Origin of the sequence: Gordonibacter sp. (genome assembly GCF_036667095.1) — a bacterium.
Taxonomy (GTDB): domain Bacteria; phylum Actinomycetota; class Coriobacteriia; order Coriobacteriales; family Eggerthellaceae; genus Gordonibacter.
Genome location: NZ_JAVWUP010000050.1, coordinates 1 through 16,622 on the forward strand (window position 1 = coordinate 1; position 16,622 = coordinate 16,622).

Here is a 16,622-nt window from a genome sequence, read left to right on the forward strand (position 1 = left end):
GCGATGAAGGAAGAATCCCCCGCCTTTAGGCGTGGGGAGTGTCAAGTTTTGAGGTTAGATACCGTGAACCCCTTGCCGAAATCGGCTGTCATGCGCTTCGACAACTGTTGGATCAGCTTTGCTCCGTATTCCGCGCGTTCCAGGTCGCCCTGCTTCTCTATGATACTCTTTCCTATATGCCAATATGCCTGCACCACAGCGGAATTCGCTGCCGAATAGGCACGTTGGCGGATGCTCGCCACGATCTCGTAAATCTGCGCGTAAAACGAGGCATCCACCAAGCCTCCTGCATTTTCACTCTTCAGGTATTTTTTCTGGCCGTTTGAGTTGTTTTCTGGTGTCATGCCACTACCTCTTTCTCCAATCCGTTTTAGTGGGTGGCGGCAAAAGGAAGGTGTCTGCTTGGGGGTGGCCGGTGTGCAGGATGCGGTTTCGTAGGGTGTGTCCTTCGAGCCTTAGTTTCTCGATCGACGTAAAATACGCGCTGTACGGTTTGAGCTCGGGTAGAATAGGGAGGTTCGATATCCTGTCTTGTTGGAAAATGTCAGCCTGCGCCCGCTGTTTGCATATACGGAGGCAGGTGCTGAAAGCCGAAGGAGAAGCATGTCCCTAAACCCGACGAATACGCGGAAAGTTTCTGCGCCTGTGCCCGCAAATCCGATTATCCCCGGTGAACTGGTAGAGGTGGAATCGCTCTCGGCGTGGATCGAGCAGGAGGGTGGGGGAGATCCCTTTGCTTCGCATGTGCGCCTGTCCGGCGACGAGGCTGCTCGCGCCGACTTCACGCTGCTGGAGCTGTCTGAGTCGCAGGTGGACCGGTGCGCTTTTGCAGCCTGCTGCTTCACGCGTGCCTCGTTTACCGATGTAGCGTTTTCGGGCTGCGACTTCTCGAACTGCGATTTCTCGGAGGCGAACTTTACGCGCTGCACCTTCTTGTCATGCAAGTTCACGGGCGCGGATTTCACCGAGGCGGTGTTTTACCGCGTAGAGTTGCGCGATTCCACGGCGTCTTATGCCGCGTTCACGAAGGCGAAGCTGGGCGATGTGGACGTGCGGTCATGTGACTTCTCGCAAGCTCATGTCGCCGAGGTGCGCTTGGTGCGTGCGGCGTTCGACGACGTGCGTTTTGTGGGCACGAGCTTTTTCCGCACCAGCCTGGCGGGTGTCGACCTGACTCGCTGCCAGCTGGCCGATATCGTGCTCTCCGACGAAATGGGCGAGCTGCGCGGCTGCATCATGGACCTCTACCAGGCGGCTGGCATCGCACAGCGCCTTGGGGTGGAGATCAAGGACTAATGATATAAAATAAGTAACAAATTTGCTTGGTGAACCGTAAGCGATCTGTGGAGCTGTGCTAGACTTCTGATTGCGGTGCCGCTCGAGGCTTTTGCACGAGGTGGATTGCGCCGCAATCTGGCCATCGAATCCTCAGGGGAGGCGTGCGCGTGATCGACAAATCCATCTTCGCGCTTCCGGGCGTGAAAGCCGCTTTGCTGGCGCTGTTGTTCCTCGATATTGCCCGGGCGCTTGCCGTGGCGGGGCAGGCGTGGGCGCTTGCTGCCGCTATCGTGGACTTATGGTACGGTGCGGCTCTGGCCGACCAGGTGGGGTGGATTGTTCTTTTCGCTTGCTGCTTTATCGGGCGTCAGGTGCTCGTGTACGTGCAGCAGGCTTATCTTGAGGGCTATGCCGCCGCTCGTGCCGACGAGCTGCGCACCCGTCTGCTGGAAAAGGTGTTCGAGGGGGGTGCGGGTGTCGTGCAGGCGCACGGTACGGGCAGCGTGTCCACCATGGTGCTGGAAGGCGTCGACCAGGTGGAAACCTACCTCCGTCTGATTCTGCCGAAAGCGGTCGGGGTCGTGGTCATCCCGCTGGTGCTGCTGGCGTGGATATTTCCGCTCGACTGGGTATCGGGCGTTATCGCGGTTATCGCGTTTCCCTTCATCATCTTATACATGGTTATCTTGGGGCATACGGCCCAGGACGAGGCGGCCAAGCAGCACGCGACGTTCCAGGTTATGTCCAACCATTTTATCGATTCGCTGCGCGGTATCGACACGCTGAAGCTGCTCGGTCGCGGGCGTGCCCATGGGGCGAGCATCATGCACGTGAGCGAGCGCTTTCGCGAAGCCACCATGAAAACGCTGCGCGTGGCCACGCTGTCTTCGAGCGTGCTTGATCTGTTTGCCACCGGCTCTCTTGCCGCAGTGGCTATCATGCTGGGATTTCGCCTGATAGACGGCTCCCTTTCCTTCTTCCCGGCGCTGGTGGTGCTCGTGTTGGTGCCGGAGTATTTCAAGCCGGTGCGCGAGTTTGCGGCCGACTACCACGCCTCGCTCGATGGCAAAAACGCGCTCATGTCCATCCAAAACCTCATCGGCGAGCCCGAGCAGCCTCGCGTGCAGCACGCCCTTCCCTTGTGGGACGCCTCGACTGCCATCGAGTTGCAGCGTGTGGGGTTCGCTTATCCCGACTACGAGGCGCTTGACGAGGTAACTTTTCGGGCGCAGGGCTTCCAGAAGGTGGGCATCGTCGGAGCGAGCGGCGCGGGCAAGAGTACGCTGGTGAATCTGTTGGGCGGTTTTTCCACGCCGTCGCGGGGCTCGGTGAGGGTCGCGGGCGAACAGGTTGCCGATCTGCGCCAGCTCGACTGGCAGCGCCAAACCATATTCATTCCGCAGACCCCCTACCTCTTCCACGCTACTTTGCGCGAGAACATCGCGTTTTACCGCACGGATGCGAGCGAGGACCAGATTGCGGAAGCGGTGCGCATCGTGGGCCTCGAGGAGCTGGTGGGCGAGCTGCCCGACGGCTTGGATACGCTTATCGGCGAAGGTGCCCGGGTCCTTTCCGGGGGCCAGGCCCAGCGCATCGCGCTTGCCCGGGCGCTGTTGGACGAGCAGCGCCGCATACTGCTGTTCGACGAGCCTACGGCGCATCTGGACATCGAGACCGAGTTCGAGCTGAAAGAGCGCATGTTGCCGCTCATGGAAGGCCGCCTTGTGTTCTTCGCCACCCATCGTCTGCATTGGTGCGCCGAGATGGATCTGATCTTGGTCATGGAGGACGGACGCATCGTCGAGTCTGGTACGCTTGAGGAACTGCTGGCTTCGGAGGGCGCCTTCCGCCGCCTCGTGTCCCGTGTGGGGGGTGGTGCGCTATGAGTCGTGCGGGTGCGCTGCATACGTGGAGAAACGACCGCTGGGTGAAGCCCTTCTTTCGGCAGTACCGTACGGTGCTGGCCTGCGCGCTGGTGCTGGGGCTAGCCGCGTTTCTGTTCGCCGGAGCGCTCATGTTCACGTCGGGCTACCTTATTAGCGGCGCGGCCTCTATCCCTGAGACGATACTTGTGCTGAATATTCCGCTTATCCTCGTGCGCATCTTCGGGTTCGGCAAGCCGATACTCCATTATCTGGAGCGCCTGCAAAGCCACGACTGGGTGCTGCGCATGACCTCGGGTCTGCGCGCGGCACTATATCGCTCGCTCGAGAAAGATGCGCTGTTCTTCCGCGCGACGCACCGCACGGGCGACATCTTAGGGTTGCTGGCCGAAGACATCGGGCATATCCAGAACCTGTATTTGCGCACGGTGTTCCCGACTGCGATTGCCTGGCTGCTCTACGTGGTGCTGGTGGCGGCAGCGGGCTTCTTCTCGGCGTTCTTGGCGCTTGCGCTGGTGCTGGGGCTGGGCGTGGTGGTGTTCGTAGTGCCGTTGGTGTCGGTGTTGGTGAACGGTGCGCGGCGCCTGCGCTACAAGCAGCTGCGCGCAGAGCTGTACGCCGAGCTCACCGACAACGTGCTGGGCGTGTCCGACTGGGTGTTCGCCCAGCGCGGCGACGAGTACCTGCAGCGCTACCGGGACTCGGAGCGTGCTATGAAGCGGATCGCGCTTTCCCAGGATCGCTTCGACCGTCGCCGCGATGTGGTGGTTCAGGCGGTGTTCGCCCTCGTTGCCGTACTCCTGCTGGTGTGGGCGGGCGCGACGTTCGGCGGTGGGGACACGGGCACGGCCAACTGGATCGCAGCGGTGGTGCTGGGCTTCTTCCCGCTGATCGAGGCGTTCTCTCCGCTGTCTTCGGCTGCGGTCGACGCCTTTGCCTACACCGACTCGGTCGCGCGGCTAAACGCGTTGCCGTACCTAGCCGAAGACGAACCCGCTGCCGAGCCATGCGTGCCACAAGACCCGCTCGCTCTGTGCGTCGATCAGGTGTACTACCGCTATCCCGGTACCGATCGCGAGGTGCTCGAGGGCTTGAGCCTGAAGGTCGCCCCCGGCGAGAAAGTGGCCATCCTCGGTCGCAGTGGGGCGGGGAAGAGCACGCTCGCAACGCTTCTTCGCGGGGACATCGAGCCTAACCAGGGCAGTGTAACGCTCGGCGGTGCTCCGACGTGCCAGCTACATGACGGGGCGCCGCGCTACTTCGGTGTTATCCAGCAGCGCACGTACTTGTTCAATATGACGCTGTTGGAGAACCTGCGCCTGGCGCGCGAGCAGGCTAGCGAAGAGCAGGTGTGGGAGGTGTTGGAGAAGGTGGGCCTGCGCGAGATGGCCCGCCGCCTGCCTGCCGGCCTGCATACGATGGTCGACGAAGCGGGCATGCGTTTCTCCGGAGGCGAGCGCCACCGTATCGCACTTGCCCGCGTGCTGTTGCAGGAAGTGCCGGTGGTTATCCTCGACGAGCCGACCGTGGGCTTGGACCCCCTCACCGAGCGCGCTCTTCTAGAAACCGTGTTCGAGGCCTTGGAGGGCAAGACCGTCATCATGATCACCCATCACCTGGCAGGCGTGTCGCTCATGGACCGCGTGGTGTTTGTGGAGGATGGCCGTGTCGAGATGGACGGATCGCCGGACGAGTTGGCTCGGACAAGTGAGCGGTACCGCTCACTCATGGCCTTCGATCGTGGCATCGAGCTTGAAGGCTGAGTTCGATGTTTCGCGGGGAGAGGCGCTTCGGGGGGAACGAGTTGGTTGCTCGAGGTATAATCAGCCCCACAGACATACCGCGCCTTGCGCGGTGATCAAGGGGGAAATCCATGGACTACCAAGAACTGAAAGACTGCATCGACGGCCTTGCGCCCACCCAGCGCCAAGCGCTTGGCAAGGTGCTCTCGCTGGCGGCTCTCGGCGGTGCGCTCAAGCCCGAATTTCAGGCGCATGCCGAAGCAGCCGACTCGCCGCGTGCGTTCTTCGAGGCGATCTATGCCGACGACGACCTGCGCTTCACGAACGTCTGGGCGGCATGGGTCAAGCATGCGGGCAAGGATTGGCTTGGGCGCTTCGAGCCTATCGGCCGCGGTGCGCGCGTCGATTTCAGGGGTCGCGAGTCTCAGGATGCCACTTTCAGCGTGCGCGGCGTGCCCGTGGCGTTCGCGGCCGGCGGCTCGCTTATCGTGCCCCTGTCCGGCCGCGGCGCCGATGTGTACCTGTTTGCCGATGATTCTTTCAACGAGGAAGCCGCGACGTACTTCACCACGTTGCAGGGCGACTTCACGTGTGCGGGCCTGGAGCTTTCCGGCATGTTCGACGTGTTCAAGGCCGACAACGCGCTTATCTTTGAGCAGTGGAACCTTGGCGAGAACGGCTTCCGTGCCAGGACGACCGACTTGGCGAACACCCACGGCTTCATCAGCATGCACTAGCCTTTGCGCTGGTAGAAGTGCGTCGTGCGGTGGAGGAATGCGGGCTTTCGAAGCGAGGAGATGGCGGGCTCGCCAGCGGTCAGTATTTTCCCGATCGGTAACAGAAGGGGTTAACGTGCTTGATTGTTACCGATCGGTAGCGCTATGCCGGCACTATCAAATTCGTTACCGAACGGGAATGGGGTGTTTATGAAGCGTATGCTGACAACGAGAGACTTGGGCGTGACAATGCGAACTCATTGCCAGGATACCCACCTGCTCTGCGGATTCTCTGGACTTCGCGGGGAAGGTAGTCTGTTTCCGCTATCCTGATCGTTCGCGAAAAACACCCCTTTGAATCAAGCGGAGGCCGACAATCCCATGAAGATCAACCATGCCATCCTGCACGTCTTTGACTTCGTATCGTGTGTGAACGTCTTCTCGGAAGAGGAGCTCGATCTTACCAGCAAGAACGCCAAGCGCTACGTGACCAACCTCTCGCGCAAGGCGCTTACCAGCATCGACAACAAGCGCGGATCGTTTGCCGACGACAGCTTGTTCGCCGAGGAGCTGCGCAGCTACTTCCGCGGCCAACGCGAGTTTCGCGACCTGTCGGTGCAGATAGCGGAGTTCATGGTGGGCGAGCTGGGCCGCATGGAGCAGACGCCGTCCACCGACCTGTTGGTCGTTGAGTTCGAGGGTGATGCCGACTCCACGGTAGGCGAGAGAACCGACGAGGAGATGGATGCCGCCTACGAGGCGCGCGGCAAGCGCTACTTCGCGCTGATGCTGCTGGAAAGCCGGCAGGCGTACATGCACGAGGTCGGCCGTGGTGAGCAGGGCGGCACGCGCGTCGACGTGGCCCGCCACCACGCCATCCTGCCGAACCCGTCACAGAAGATGCAGTCCTACGCGGTTATCGAGGCCGGAGATTTAAGCGTGGTGTTCTGCGATAAGGCGCGCGAGATAGCGGGTGAGGAGCGCTGGCTTATTCCCGACGGCCTGCTGCAATGCTCGATGGAAGCCTCGGGCAAAGAAGTGTTCGACACGGTGGCGCGCCTTGTGGAAGAAGTGGCCGAGGAATACGGCGCGAATACGGCTGTGGCCGTGTCGAAGGCCAAGGCCTATGTGGCCGAAAATGCGGACGACTCCGACGAGGTGTGCCCCGAGGAGCTGGGCCGCGAAGTCTTCCGCGATGACCCAGCCCTGCAAAAGCGCTTCGACGAGGCTACGGCCGAAGAGGCCCTACCCGAGCGCGTAGTGGTGGAGAAGGCCACGGCTAAGCGCGTGGCCAAGAGCCACAAGATCCGCACCGACACCGGCATCGACATCACGTTCCCGGCGGAGTACGGCCAGAACCCCGACTTCATCGAGTTCGTGAGTTCTCCCAATGGACTTTTGTCCATCCAGCTGAAGAATATCGGAAGTATCGAAAACCGATAGACCTTGCTGAGGGGAGCGAGCCTGTTAGAAGATATGAGCTTTGCGGGGTGTTTGCGACGATGTTGGTTGCAAACACCAGCGACGACAAATGCCGGCCGCTCTGACAATCCACGAGGACTTTTTGTGTCCAAGAATGGGGATGTAGTTCATCGGCAGCCGGCATTCTTTTTGAAGGCTTGGGGTTGTTGCAATCTCTTCTCTTGCTAAGGGCAAGCCCTACTGCACGCTATTTCCCGCGTTCGGCCATGAGCACGTCGATCTCCTGCTCGTTGATGCCGACCATGGCTTCGCCTAGGTTCTCCGAGAGTGCGGCCACGAGCTCCGCATCGGCGAAATTCGCGACAGCCTGCACGATGGCGTGTGCACGCTTGGCGGGGTCGCCCGACTTGAAGATGCCCGAGCCCACGAAAACGCCTTCGGCACCCAGCTGCATCATGAGGGCGGCATCGGCCGGGGTGGCAACGCCGCCGGCGGCGAAGTTGACCACCGGCAGCGTGGCCGTTTCGTGCACGCAGCGCAGCAGCTCTAGCGGCACTTGCAGGCGCTTCGCCTCTTCGTACAGCTCGTCGGCCGCCATGCTGGCAACGACGCGCATCTGGCTGTTGATCAGGCGCAGGTGTCGTACCGCCTGCACGACGTCGCCGGTGCCCGCCTCGCCCTTCGTGCGCAGCATGGCTGCGCCTTCTGCGATACGGCGCAATGCTTCGCCCAGGTTGCGCGCACCGCACACGAACGGGGCGGTGAAGGCGAGCTTGTCGATGTGGTGCGCATCGTCGGCAGGGGAGAGCACCTCGCTCTCGTCGATGTAGTCGATGCCGATGGCTTGGAGTACCTGTGCCTCTACGAAGTGCCCGATGCGGCATTTCGCCATGACGGGAATGTTCACCGCCGCCTGGATGCCCTTGATCATGGACGGGTCGCTCATGCGCGACACGCCGCCTGCGACGCGGATGTCGGCAGGGATGCGCTCGAGCGCCATGACGGCGCAAGCTCCGGCCTCTTCGGCGATGCGGGCCTGCTCGGGTGTGGTCACGTCCATGATGACGCCGCCTTTGAGGGTCTCGGCGAGCGCGCGGCCTGCTTGCAGGGCTTCTTGTTGCGTGGGCAGATCGGACACGGTTCCTCCTCGGATCGTTTTGCATTCGCACGAGGATAAGCCGCAATTGGATATGATACTATAGCCAAAATGAAACGAATCGATAGGGTCAGTTATGAGGTCAGCGCTCGTGGGGCTACGGGGAAGGCCTCGGGTAAAAGCCCGGCACTCGGATGCAGGTTCGTTTTCGGAACAAGCTGGCACAAAGGCGAAAGGCGCGGCGACATGCTCACGTACCCCTTGGACGAACGCGGAGAAGATAGCCTGTACGGCTACCTGTACCACTGCATCAAGCGGGATATCGAAGCTGGCGCGATTTCCGCACACGAGAAGCTACCCTCGAAGCGCGCGCTCGCAAAGCACCTCGGCGTGAGCCTCGTAACCGTCGAAGGAGCTTACGCCCAGTTGGCAGCGGAGGGGTACGTGCGATCCGAGCCGCGCAGGGGGTACTTTGCGAACGAGCTTGCACCCTTGGTTTCGCTCAAAGAAGGAAGCAGGAAGCGTGCCGACGACCTGTCTTCGGGCGGCACTGTTACCGACGCCACTGCGGATGTGTCGGAGCCTCCCCTGATCGCGGACCTTACGAGTGGTGCGGCACCGCTCGGGATGTTCCCTTACACCCTCTGGGCAAAGACGCTGCGCGACGTGCTCGCCCATGAGCCCGAGCAAACGCTCCTGCGCGAGCCGCCTTCTCTGGGCGTGCTGCGCTTGCGCGAGGCGATTGCCGGACATCTGAGGGCGTTTCGCGGCCTCGAGGTCGGCCCCGAGCAGATCGTCGTGGGCTCCGGCGCTCAGACGCTCTACCAACTTGTTATCCAGCTGCTTGGCCGCAGCAGCCGATTTGCGGTGGAAGACCCCGGCTATCCGCGTTTGACCAGCATCTACGAAAGCAATGACGTGTGTTTGAGCCAGGTTCCGCTCGATGCGCAGGGCATCGACATGGAGGCTCTGCGTGCATCGGGCGCCGCAGTGGCGCATCTCATGCCCTCGCATCAGTATCCCACCGGATTGGTCACGCCCATCAGCCGGCGCTACGAGCTTTTGGGCTGGGCCACCGAGGCGTCGGGTCGCTACCTCATCGAGGACGACTACGACTGCGAGTTCCGCTTGGCCGGCAGGCCTATCCCTACCATGATGAGCATCGATACGGACGAGCGCGTCATCTACGCCAACACGTTCTCGCGCAGCTTGGGGCCTGCGTTCCGTATCGCGTATGCGGTACTGCCCCCGCATCTTGCCGAGCGGTTCCAGCGTGATCTGGGATTCTACTCCTGCACGGTGTCCGCGATGGAGCAGCTGGCGTTGGCCTATTTTATCGAGAACGGCCATTTCGAGCGCCACGTCAACCGCATGCGCAGCCACTACCGTGCGGTGCAAAGCGAGTTGATGGACGCCCTCGCCGCAAGCAGCTTCGGCCACCGCCTTGCCGTCGAAGGGGCCGACGCGGGCCTGCACTTCGTTCTGTGCATCGACGCGCCCGCATCCGAAGCAGTGCTTGCGGCTGCCGCACGCCGGGAGGGCGTCGCCCTGACGCCGCTCTCGTCATTTCGCCGCACGAGCGCGCAGTTGTGCGGCGAAATGCCCGTTCGGGAAAGCCACCTTGCCTTAGGGCCGTCAGAGAACAGCCCCCGCCGTTTCCTTGTCAGCTACGCTGGCTTAGATCGGTTGGCTGTAGCGCCTACCGTCGAGGCGCTGGCGCGCGCCTTTGACGGGCAGACGGCTGGCTTTTGGGCAGGCCGCTGTTAGCGCCTGCCCTACCGCCCCTCTTGGACGAGACAGTAGTAATGCTTGGCTAGGCCATACTTCGCCTGCACCTCGCACGAAGAGCACAGGCAGCCCTTCGCCTCTTCGATGCACGTGCTGGGCTCGTAGGCGCAAAACAGCTTTTCGGCGTGCGTCTTCTTGTCCATGTTGCCCATGAGAAGCGACACGTTCGACGGCGTGGATTCCACCTTGCAGGCGAATTTGTAGCTTGGGCAGAACAGGCATTTGCATTTGACGAGATTGCCCTTTGTCTTCTCGACAGCTTCCATCGTGTCTCCTTGTCGTGCGCGAGGGCTTGGCGACCCCCTGGTGTTTGAGAGTTACGGTATGACCTGATGAATCATGATATCTTGCTGCGCCTCCTTAGCATGCGTGGAGCGTCAAGCGTTGAGAGGGTGTAGGGCTTTTGGCATGAAGCTCGGCAGGTCGTCGATTTTCCGGCGGTGGGCGATTTCGTTCTCATAGATCGTGCCGACGACGCGGGCGGGCGTGCCATCATTCGGCACGTGGTCGAACGCTCAAGCGCTTTCGTGCGCAAGGCGGCCGGCACGGCGCTTGGCCAGCAGGTGGTTGCCGCGAACATCGACACGGTGTTTCTGTGCATGTCCCTGGAGGGGGACTTCAACCTGCGCCGTCTTGAGCGCTACCTGGCGCTTGCGTGGGAGAGCGGAGCGGTGCCCGTAGTGGTGCTGACGAAGGCGGATCGGTGCGACAACCTGCCGCGACGGCTGTGGGCTGTGGAGTCGGTGGCTTTAGATGTGGACGTGGTGGCTGTGTCATCCTCCGACCAGGACGGATACGCGGGCGTGCTCCCGTACCTCGTACCGGGAAAAACCGTTGCACTGCTGGGGTCGTCTGGCGTGGGGAAATCGACGTTGGTCAACCACCTGCTAGGTAAAAATGCCTTCGAGACGCGCGAAGTCGGCGCGGATGGGCGCGGGCGGCACGCCACGACGCGCCGAGAGCTCGTTTTGCTTCCGGGCGGCGCTCTGGTTATGGATACGCCCGGCATGCGCGAGCTTGGTATGTGGGATGCCTCCGCTGGGCTGGAGCAGGGCTTCGCCGATGTAGAGCGCCTGTTCGCCTCATGTCGCTTCTCAAACTGCACGCACACCTCCGAGCCTGGATGCGCCGTCTACGAGGCCCTTGCACAAGGAGAGCTGTCCGAACGCCGCTGGCAAGCCTACCGCAAACTCAAAACCGAAGAAGCTTTCGCCGGGGACAAGGCCAGCTACCTGGCTGAAAAGGAGCGCAAGTACAAGAACATCTCAAAAGCCATCAAGCAACTGCCCGAGAAGCGCTGAGATAACACGAAGGAGTTCCAAGCAAAAGCGTGCAATCTCCCGCAGGATAGGCGCGGCCCTCGAGGCCGCGCCTGTTCGCCCACGGCAGACTTACACAGCGGCGAAATTCCAGGAGCCCATGTACGCGATCTGCTCCTCGGTCAGCGTATCGATCTCAATGCCGAGCGTCTCCAATTTCACGCGCGCCACGCCGTCGTCGATGGCGGACGGGATGTCGTACACCTTGTTCTCCAGCTCGGCTGCATGCTGGTACAGGTACTCCGCAGCCAAAGCCTGGTTCGCGAAGCTCATGTCCATGACCGAGGCGGGGTGCCCCTCGGCGCACGACAGGTTCACCAGGCGCCCTTGGGCCAGCACGATGACCGTGCGTCCATCGGCAAGCGTGTACTCTTCCACCAGCGGCTTGAGCTCCGCTTTCTTCACCGCGTGCGCTTCAAGCCACTCGAGGTTGATCTCGGAGTCGAAGTGCCCGGAGTTGCACACGATGGCGCCGTCCTTCAGGTTATCGAAGGCGGGTGCGTCCACCACCTTGCAGTTGCCGGTGACCGTGACCCACACGTCGGCGAAGCGCGCAGCGTCCTCGGCCTTCATCACGCGATAGCCTTCCATGTGCGCCTCGAGCGCCTTCAGCGGGTCCACTTCGCACACGATCACGTTCATGCCCATGCCGCGGGCGCGCAGGGCCAGGCCGCTGCCGCAGTAGCCGTAGCCCGAGATGACGATGGTGCGGCCGCACATCAGGCGGTTCGTGGCGCGGATGATGCCGTCGAGCGTGCTTTGGCCCGTGCCGTAGTGGTTGTCGAAGCAGTGCTTGGTGTTCGCGTCGTTGATGTTGAACACGGGGTAGGCGAGCGTCCCTTCCGCGGCCATGGACATGAGGCGCACCACGCCGGTGGTGGTTTCCTCGGTGCCGCCGATGACGTGCTCGAGCTTGTTGGTGAACTTCGTGTGCAGCGCGGTATCCAGGTCGGCGCCGTCGTCCATGATGATCTGCGGATTCGTGGCGATAACCGATTCGATGTGGCGCGTGTAAGTGTCCATGTCCTCGCCGGCAACCGCATGCACCGAAATGCCGAAGTCGCGCACGAGCGAGGCCGCGGTGTCGTCTTGGGTGGACAGCGGGTTCGAGGCGCACAGCGTCACCTCGGCGCCGGAGGCCACGAGCGCGCGCATGAGGTTCGCCGTCTCGGTGGTCACGTGCATGCACGCGCCGATGCGCACGCCTTCGAGCGGGCGCTCCTGCTCGAAGCGCTCGCGGATGGACGCGAGCACCGGCATGTCGCGGTCGGCCCACAGGATGCGGGCGAGGCCTGCGTCGGCCAGGTTGATGTCTTTGATGTCGTGGTTCACGGGTCTGCCTCCGTAATAGGTAGCGATGCTGCGTTTCGTCAACCATGCAAGCGTAGCACAGCCTCCGCCGCGCGCGTTGCCCTTGTGGTCGCCTTTCATAAAACGGACGGACTGCCGCATGGTGCGTGTGTGCAACAGGGCACCGGTGGTGCCGAATGAACGGTCTTCGCCAATAGATGGGGGGCTTGCCTTTGTTGGCCGCATCATAAGGTGGTTTGTGAAGTTCATATGCAGAACCTTTGTGGTTCCACGGCATTTAGGGGGTGGAATTCGGAAGAAACGGCAACGAAGGGCGGTTGTATCAAGACGGATGGCTTTGAAGTGGCTATAATCTCACAAGCTTAAAACTCGTATCGATTGGTCGGGGAATGCAGTCCGTTCCTCGTTCAAGCGTGTGCGAAAAGGGCAGGAAAGGCTGGCGTGCACCGAGGGCGCAGCCCAAATAAGGAGCAATGGAAGTGCTAGACCAATTCTTTTCGCAGATCTCGTTCGTTGATATCTTCAATTTTTGCGTGTTCATCACGTTTGCCATCTGCTACACGTACCAGCTCTACTACGTGTTCGTGGTGCTTACCCGCAAGCCTAAGGAGCGTGTTGCGAAGAAGAACCATCGCTTCGCCGCTGTCATCTCGGCCCGCAACGAGAGCGCCGTCATCGGCGACCTCATCCATTCCATCAAGGTGCAGAACTATCCCTCCGAGCTCATCGACGTATTCGTTATCGCCGATAACTGCACCGACTCGACAGCCGACGTGGCCCGCGAAGCTGGCGCTATCGTGTTTCCGCGCACCAACACCAACGAGGTGGGCAAGGGATACGCGCTCGATTACGGTTTCCAGGTGATCCGCGAGCAGTATGCCGATCGCGGCTACGAGGCCTACTTCGTGTTCGATGCCGACAACGTGCTGGATGTGAACTACTTCCGCGAGATGAACGCCACGTTCGACAACGGCGCGAAGGCTTCCACCAGCTACCGTAACTCCAAGAACTACGACTCCAACTGGATATCCGCCGGCTATGCCGTGTGGTTCCTGCGCGAGGCGAAGTTCCTTTCCCAAGCACGCCTCACGCTGAATACGAGCTGCGTTGTGTCGGGTACCGGCTTCTTCATCGCGGCCGACATTATCGAGAAGAATGGCGGCTGGAAGTGGCATCTCCTCACTGAGGACATCGAGTTCTCCACGAACAGCATCCTTGAGGGTATCCGCATCAGCTATACGCCCACGGCCATCCTCTACGACGAGCAGCCGACGACGTTTCGCGATTCGTGGAACCAGCGTTTCCGCTGGGCCAAGGGTTTCTACCAGGTGTTCGGCCGCTACGGCGGACGCCTTGCCAAGGGCGTCTTCACGAATCCCAAGGGCTCGCGTTTCGCCTGCTACGACATGCTCATGACCATTGCTCCGGGCATGCTTCTGACCATTGTTTCGGTGCTGTTCAACGGCATCATCATCGCACTCGGTGCCGCTGGCGTCATGTCCACAGGCGTGATGATTGCCTCATCTGTCTCCTCGATCTTCTTCTGCCTGTTCAACTACCTGGTGTTCATGTTTATGTTCGGCGTGCTCACCACGTTCGTCGAATGGGATTCCATTCGCTCCACCACCGGCAAGAAGGTGCGCTACATGTTCACCTTCCCGTTCTTCATGCTCACCTACATCCCCATTGCCCTGGTGGCCTTGGTGAAGAAGTGCAAATGGAAGCCCATCCAGCACAGCATCTCGGTGGACGTCGCCGAGTTCTCGGATGCCGCCGCCAAGCCCAGCCGCGAGCGCACCCTGTAGCCTCGGCGAAGGTAGGGGAAAGCCGAAGCTGTAGTAAAAGTTCCACCTAGATTAGCCGTGCTCTCGCAAATCAGAGGGCGCGGCTTTTTTGACTCGCTGTCTTCGTGCGCTTCTCTTTTAAAATTACCCCTTGCGTGTGAAGTCGCTTCATAGGCCAGAATGCGGCTTGTGGGTCTGGACATCCGGTGTCTAGGTAAAGCGAAATCGCAAGGAGGAGAGATGGATACGTTCAATGCATCACGTCGTACGTTTCTGAAGCTTGGGGCTGTGGCGGGTATGGGCGCACTGGGGGCGACGGCTTTGAGTGCTTGTGCGCCTCAGAAACAGGGGAGCGCACAATCGGGGGCGACCGCCTCTGCAAGTGATGTCAAGTGGGATGGGCAGTTTGACGTTGTGGTTGTGGGGTTTGGCGCGGCGGGCGCAGCCTCGGCCATCAGTGCTGCGGAAGCAGGTGCGAAGGTACTGCTCGTTGACAAGGCACCCGAGGGCCATGAAGGTGGCAATAGCCGTTTTTGCGCGCAGTTGTTCGTGTCGATTACCGACAAGGACAAGGGCATTGCTCACTACCAGGCTCAGCGCGGCGGTTTTTATACTCCCGACGACGTGGTGGAGACCTACGTAGAGGGCATGATGAGCACGAAAGAATTATTGGTTTCCTGGGGGCTTGAAAAGGATCGCCTGGTTGACGTGACCGACAAGGGTATGGCAAACCTGACGGTTGAATACCCCGAACTGCCCGGCGCCGATGCGGTGCGCACGAACTTCATCGACGGCTATGGGAAGAGAGAACTCTGGCGCTTCCTTAAGCAATCGGTGGTGGATCGCAAAGATAAGATTGACTGCTGGTACGAGTCGCCTGCCAAGGCGCTTATTCAAGATGCTGGCTCGGGTGCAATTGTGGGCGTTACCATCGAGCGTGAGGGCAAGAAGGTGAATATTGCTGCCCGTAACGGTGTCGTTATGGCTTTGGGCGGCTTTGAGAATAGCCCCTTCTATCAAAAGACGTTCTTGGGCCACCCGAAAATGTTTGCCCACGGTACGTTGTTCAACGAAGGCGACGGCCTTGCCATGTGCCAGACCGTTGGCGCCAAACTCTGGCACATGGCATCGTACGAGAGCATGGGCGTTGGCATGACCTGCGAGGCCGACCGCCCTCGCATTGGTGGCGCCGTGCCCTTCTTCGCACGCGGGTCAATCATCTTAGTTGGCGGCGATGCGCGGCGCTATATTGCTGAAGACCTTGAGCAGCGTCACGGACACCGTGAAGTTGGTGGTACGTGGATGATACCTAACCGCCCCGAGCGAAACATATTCATTTTTGATGCTAACCAGGCGACGACCGCTACGCCTCCTTATGGGAACTGGAGTGCGGGCTGCGTAAAAGAGATTGCTTCGGGAAAGATAACCGAAGCCGCAAGTATTGCGGAACTCGCTCAAAAGTTCAGTCTTGATCCCGCAACGCTTCAGGCAACCATTGACCTCTACAATACCTCTGCAGCATCGGGAGTCGATGCTTTTGGTCGTCAGGCAAAAAGCATGACCGCGCTTGCTGCCACCGGCCCCTATTACGGTATCGAAATGTGGCCAAGCATTCTCAATACTCAGGGTGGACCCGAACGTACGGCTAAGGCCGAGATTGTGGGTGCGAACGACAAGCCTATCGCTCATCTGTATTCGGCTGGCGAATTCGGTGGCGTTTGCGCGAACCTCTATCAAGGTGGCAGCAACATGGCGGAATGTCTCGTTTTTGGCAACATTGCAGGCACAAATGCTGCTGCTACCAAGGAAGATGCATTTAATGCGGGCGAAGGCCTTGCCTATAAGCCTGGTTGCGGCGATCAATCCGTGCTTGACCAAGCACCCGACGAGACGGGACTTAAGAGTGGGCAGGCAACGGGTATAGCACTGGGTCTCGGCGGTCCTATTTGGGTGAAGACAACCACCGAAGGCGCAAAGATAACCAATATCGAAATACTGCATCAAACAGAGACGGAAGGCGTGGGTACGGCAGCGTTCGACTTGCTCCCTCAGGCCGTCATAGCAGCCGGTACCACTGAAGGTGTGGACATTGTCACAGGAGCAACTATCTCGAGTAACGGTTTTTTGAATGCCGTCAAGGATGCCCAGTCCAAACTTTAGGACTGCGGTTGCCAGGTGCTACCTGGAAAAGCAAACCCCTCCTTGCTTTTCCAGGTACGCGCCTCGATAATCGAAGCATCGCTTGGTCGTTCTAAGCGAGATCGAGCGATGCTTCGATTGTTT

The 16,622-nt window shown here is 60.5% G+C and carries 13 protein-coding genes; 9 read left to right on the forward strand and 4 right to left on the reverse strand.

What is annotated here, in order from left to right; translation table 11 throughout:
- Positions 1–41: 41 nt before the first annotated feature.
- The gene (locus RR842_RS06545) at positions 42–344 is read right to left on the reverse strand and encodes a DUF1016 N-terminal domain-containing protein (protein ID WP_332513376.1); all 303 of its coding nucleotides are present in this window, start codon (positions 342–344) and stop codon (positions 42–44) included.
- Between the two features lie 259 nt (positions 345–603).
- Here RR842_RS06545 and RR842_RS06550 point away from each other — a divergent pair, with 259 nt between their 5' ends.
- The 5 genes from RR842_RS06550 (at position 604) to RR842_RS06570 (ending at position 7,062) form a co-directional block, all read left to right on the forward strand.
- The gene (locus tag RR842_RS06550) at positions 604–1,296 is read left to right on the forward strand and encodes a pentapeptide repeat-containing protein (protein ID WP_332517592.1); all 693 of its coding nucleotides are present in this window, start codon (positions 604–606) and stop codon (positions 1,294–1,296) included.
- Between the two features lie 149 nt (positions 1,297–1,445).
- Positions 1,446–3,164 (forward strand): thiol reductant ABC exporter subunit CydD, encoded by a 1,719-nt coding sequence (cydD, locus tag RR842_RS06555; RefSeq protein ID WP_332729293.1) that lies wholly within the window; start codon positions 1,446–1,448, stop codon positions 3,162–3,164.
- Positions 3,161–4,924, forward strand: coding sequence for a thiol reductant ABC exporter subunit CydC (gene cydC, locus RR842_RS06560; protein WP_332729294.1), 1,764 nt, complete (start codon positions 3,161–3,163; stop codon positions 4,922–4,924). Before cydD ends, cydC begins: the two co-directional genes overlap by 4 nt.
- 110 nt (positions 4,925–5,034) lie before the next feature.
- The gene (locus tag RR842_RS06565) at positions 5,035–5,640 is read left to right on the forward strand and encodes a hypothetical protein (RefSeq protein ID WP_332712879.1); all 606 of its coding nucleotides are present in this window, start codon (positions 5,035–5,037) and stop codon (positions 5,638–5,640) included.
- Between the two features lie 333 nt (positions 5,641–5,973).
- Complete coding sequence (locus tag RR842_RS06570) at positions 5,974–7,062, forward strand: nucleoid-associated protein (protein ID WP_332513369.1); 1,089 nt, start codon at positions 5,974–5,976, stop codon at positions 7,060–7,062.
- 226 nt (positions 7,063–7,288) lie between these two features.
- On the opposite strand, the gene pdxS is transcribed toward RR842_RS06570, so the two are convergent.
- Complete coding sequence (gene pdxS / locus RR842_RS06575; protein ID WP_332517595.1) at positions 7,289–8,170, reverse strand: pyridoxal 5'-phosphate synthase lyase subunit PdxS; 882 nt, start codon at positions 8,168–8,170, stop codon at positions 7,289–7,291.
- Between the two features lie 213 nt (positions 8,171–8,383).
- Here pdxS and RR842_RS06580 point away from each other — a divergent pair, with 213 nt between their 5' ends.
- Positions 8,384–9,904 (forward strand): PLP-dependent aminotransferase family protein, encoded by a 1,521-nt coding sequence (locus RR842_RS06580; protein ID WP_332729296.1) that lies wholly within the window; start codon positions 8,384–8,386, stop codon positions 9,902–9,904.
- Positions 9,905–9,912: 8 nt separating this feature from the next.
- On the opposite strand, the gene RR842_RS06585 is transcribed toward RR842_RS06580, so the two are convergent.
- Positions 9,913–10,191 (reverse strand): DUF2769 domain-containing protein, encoded by a 279-nt coding sequence (locus RR842_RS06585; RefSeq protein ID WP_332513367.1) that lies wholly within the window; start codon positions 10,189–10,191, stop codon positions 9,913–9,915.
- A 174-nt stretch (positions 10,192–10,365) separates the two neighbouring features.
- On the opposite strand from RR842_RS06585, the gene rsgA reads away from it, so the two are divergent.
- On the forward strand, positions 10,366–11,226 hold the full coding sequence (gene rsgA, locus RR842_RS06590; protein ID WP_332554015.1) for a ribosome small subunit-dependent GTPase A: 861 nt from the start codon (positions 10,366–10,368) through the stop codon (positions 11,224–11,226).
- Positions 11,227–11,316: 90 nt separating this feature from the next.
- Here rsgA and ahcY read toward each other — a convergent pair whose 3' ends face one another.
- Positions 11,317–12,576, reverse strand: a complete 1,260-nt coding sequence (gene ahcY / locus RR842_RS06595; protein ID WP_332723886.1) for an adenosylhomocysteinase — start codon at positions 12,574–12,576, stop codon at positions 11,317–11,319.
- Positions 12,577–13,028: 452 nt separating this feature from the next.
- On the opposite strand from ahcY, the gene RR842_RS06600 reads away from it, so the two are divergent.
- A complete protein-coding gene (locus RR842_RS06600; RefSeq protein WP_332554016.1) occupies positions 13,029–14,360 on the forward strand; it encodes a glycosyltransferase family 2 protein in 1,332 nt (443 codons plus the stop codon).
- Positions 14,361–14,579: 219 nt separating this feature from the next.
- Entirely contained in the window at positions 14,580–16,499 is a 1,920-nt protein-coding gene (locus RR842_RS06605) for an FAD-dependent oxidoreductase (protein ID WP_332729297.1), read from the forward strand.
- The last annotated feature ends 123 nt before the right edge of the window (positions 16,500–16,622 follow it).

Bases quoted from the DNA above. Each gene is read 5' to 3' on its own strand.
- RR842_RS06545 (WP_332513376.1), bottom strand. From the start codon at position 344: ATGACACCAGAAAACAACTCAAACGGCCAGAAAAAATACCTGAAGAGT.
- RR842_RS06550 (WP_332517592.1), top strand. From the start codon at position 604: ATGTCCCTAAACCCGACGAATACGCGGAAAGTTTCTGCGCCTGTGCCC.
- cydC (WP_332729294.1), top strand. From the start codon at position 3,161: ATGAGTCGTGCGGGTGCGCTGCATACGTGGAGAAACGACCGCTGGGTG.
- RR842_RS06565 (WP_332712879.1), top strand. From the start codon at position 5,035: ATGGACTACCAAGAACTGAAAGACTGCATCGACGGCCTTGCGCCCACC.
- RR842_RS06580 (WP_332729296.1), top strand. From the start codon at position 8,384: ATGCTCACGTACCCCTTGGACGAACGCGGAGAAGATAGCCTGTACGGC.
- RR842_RS06585 (WP_332513367.1), bottom strand. From the start codon at position 10,191: ATGGAAGCTGTCGAGAAGACAAAGGGCAATCTCGTCAAATGCAAATGC.
- RR842_RS06600 (WP_332554016.1), top strand. From the start codon at position 13,029: ATGGAAGTGCTAGACCAATTCTTTTCGCAGATCTCGTTCGTTGATATC.
- RR842_RS06605 (WP_332729297.1), top strand. From the start codon at position 14,580: ATGGATACGTTCAATGCATCACGTCGTACGTTTCTGAAGCTTGGGGCT.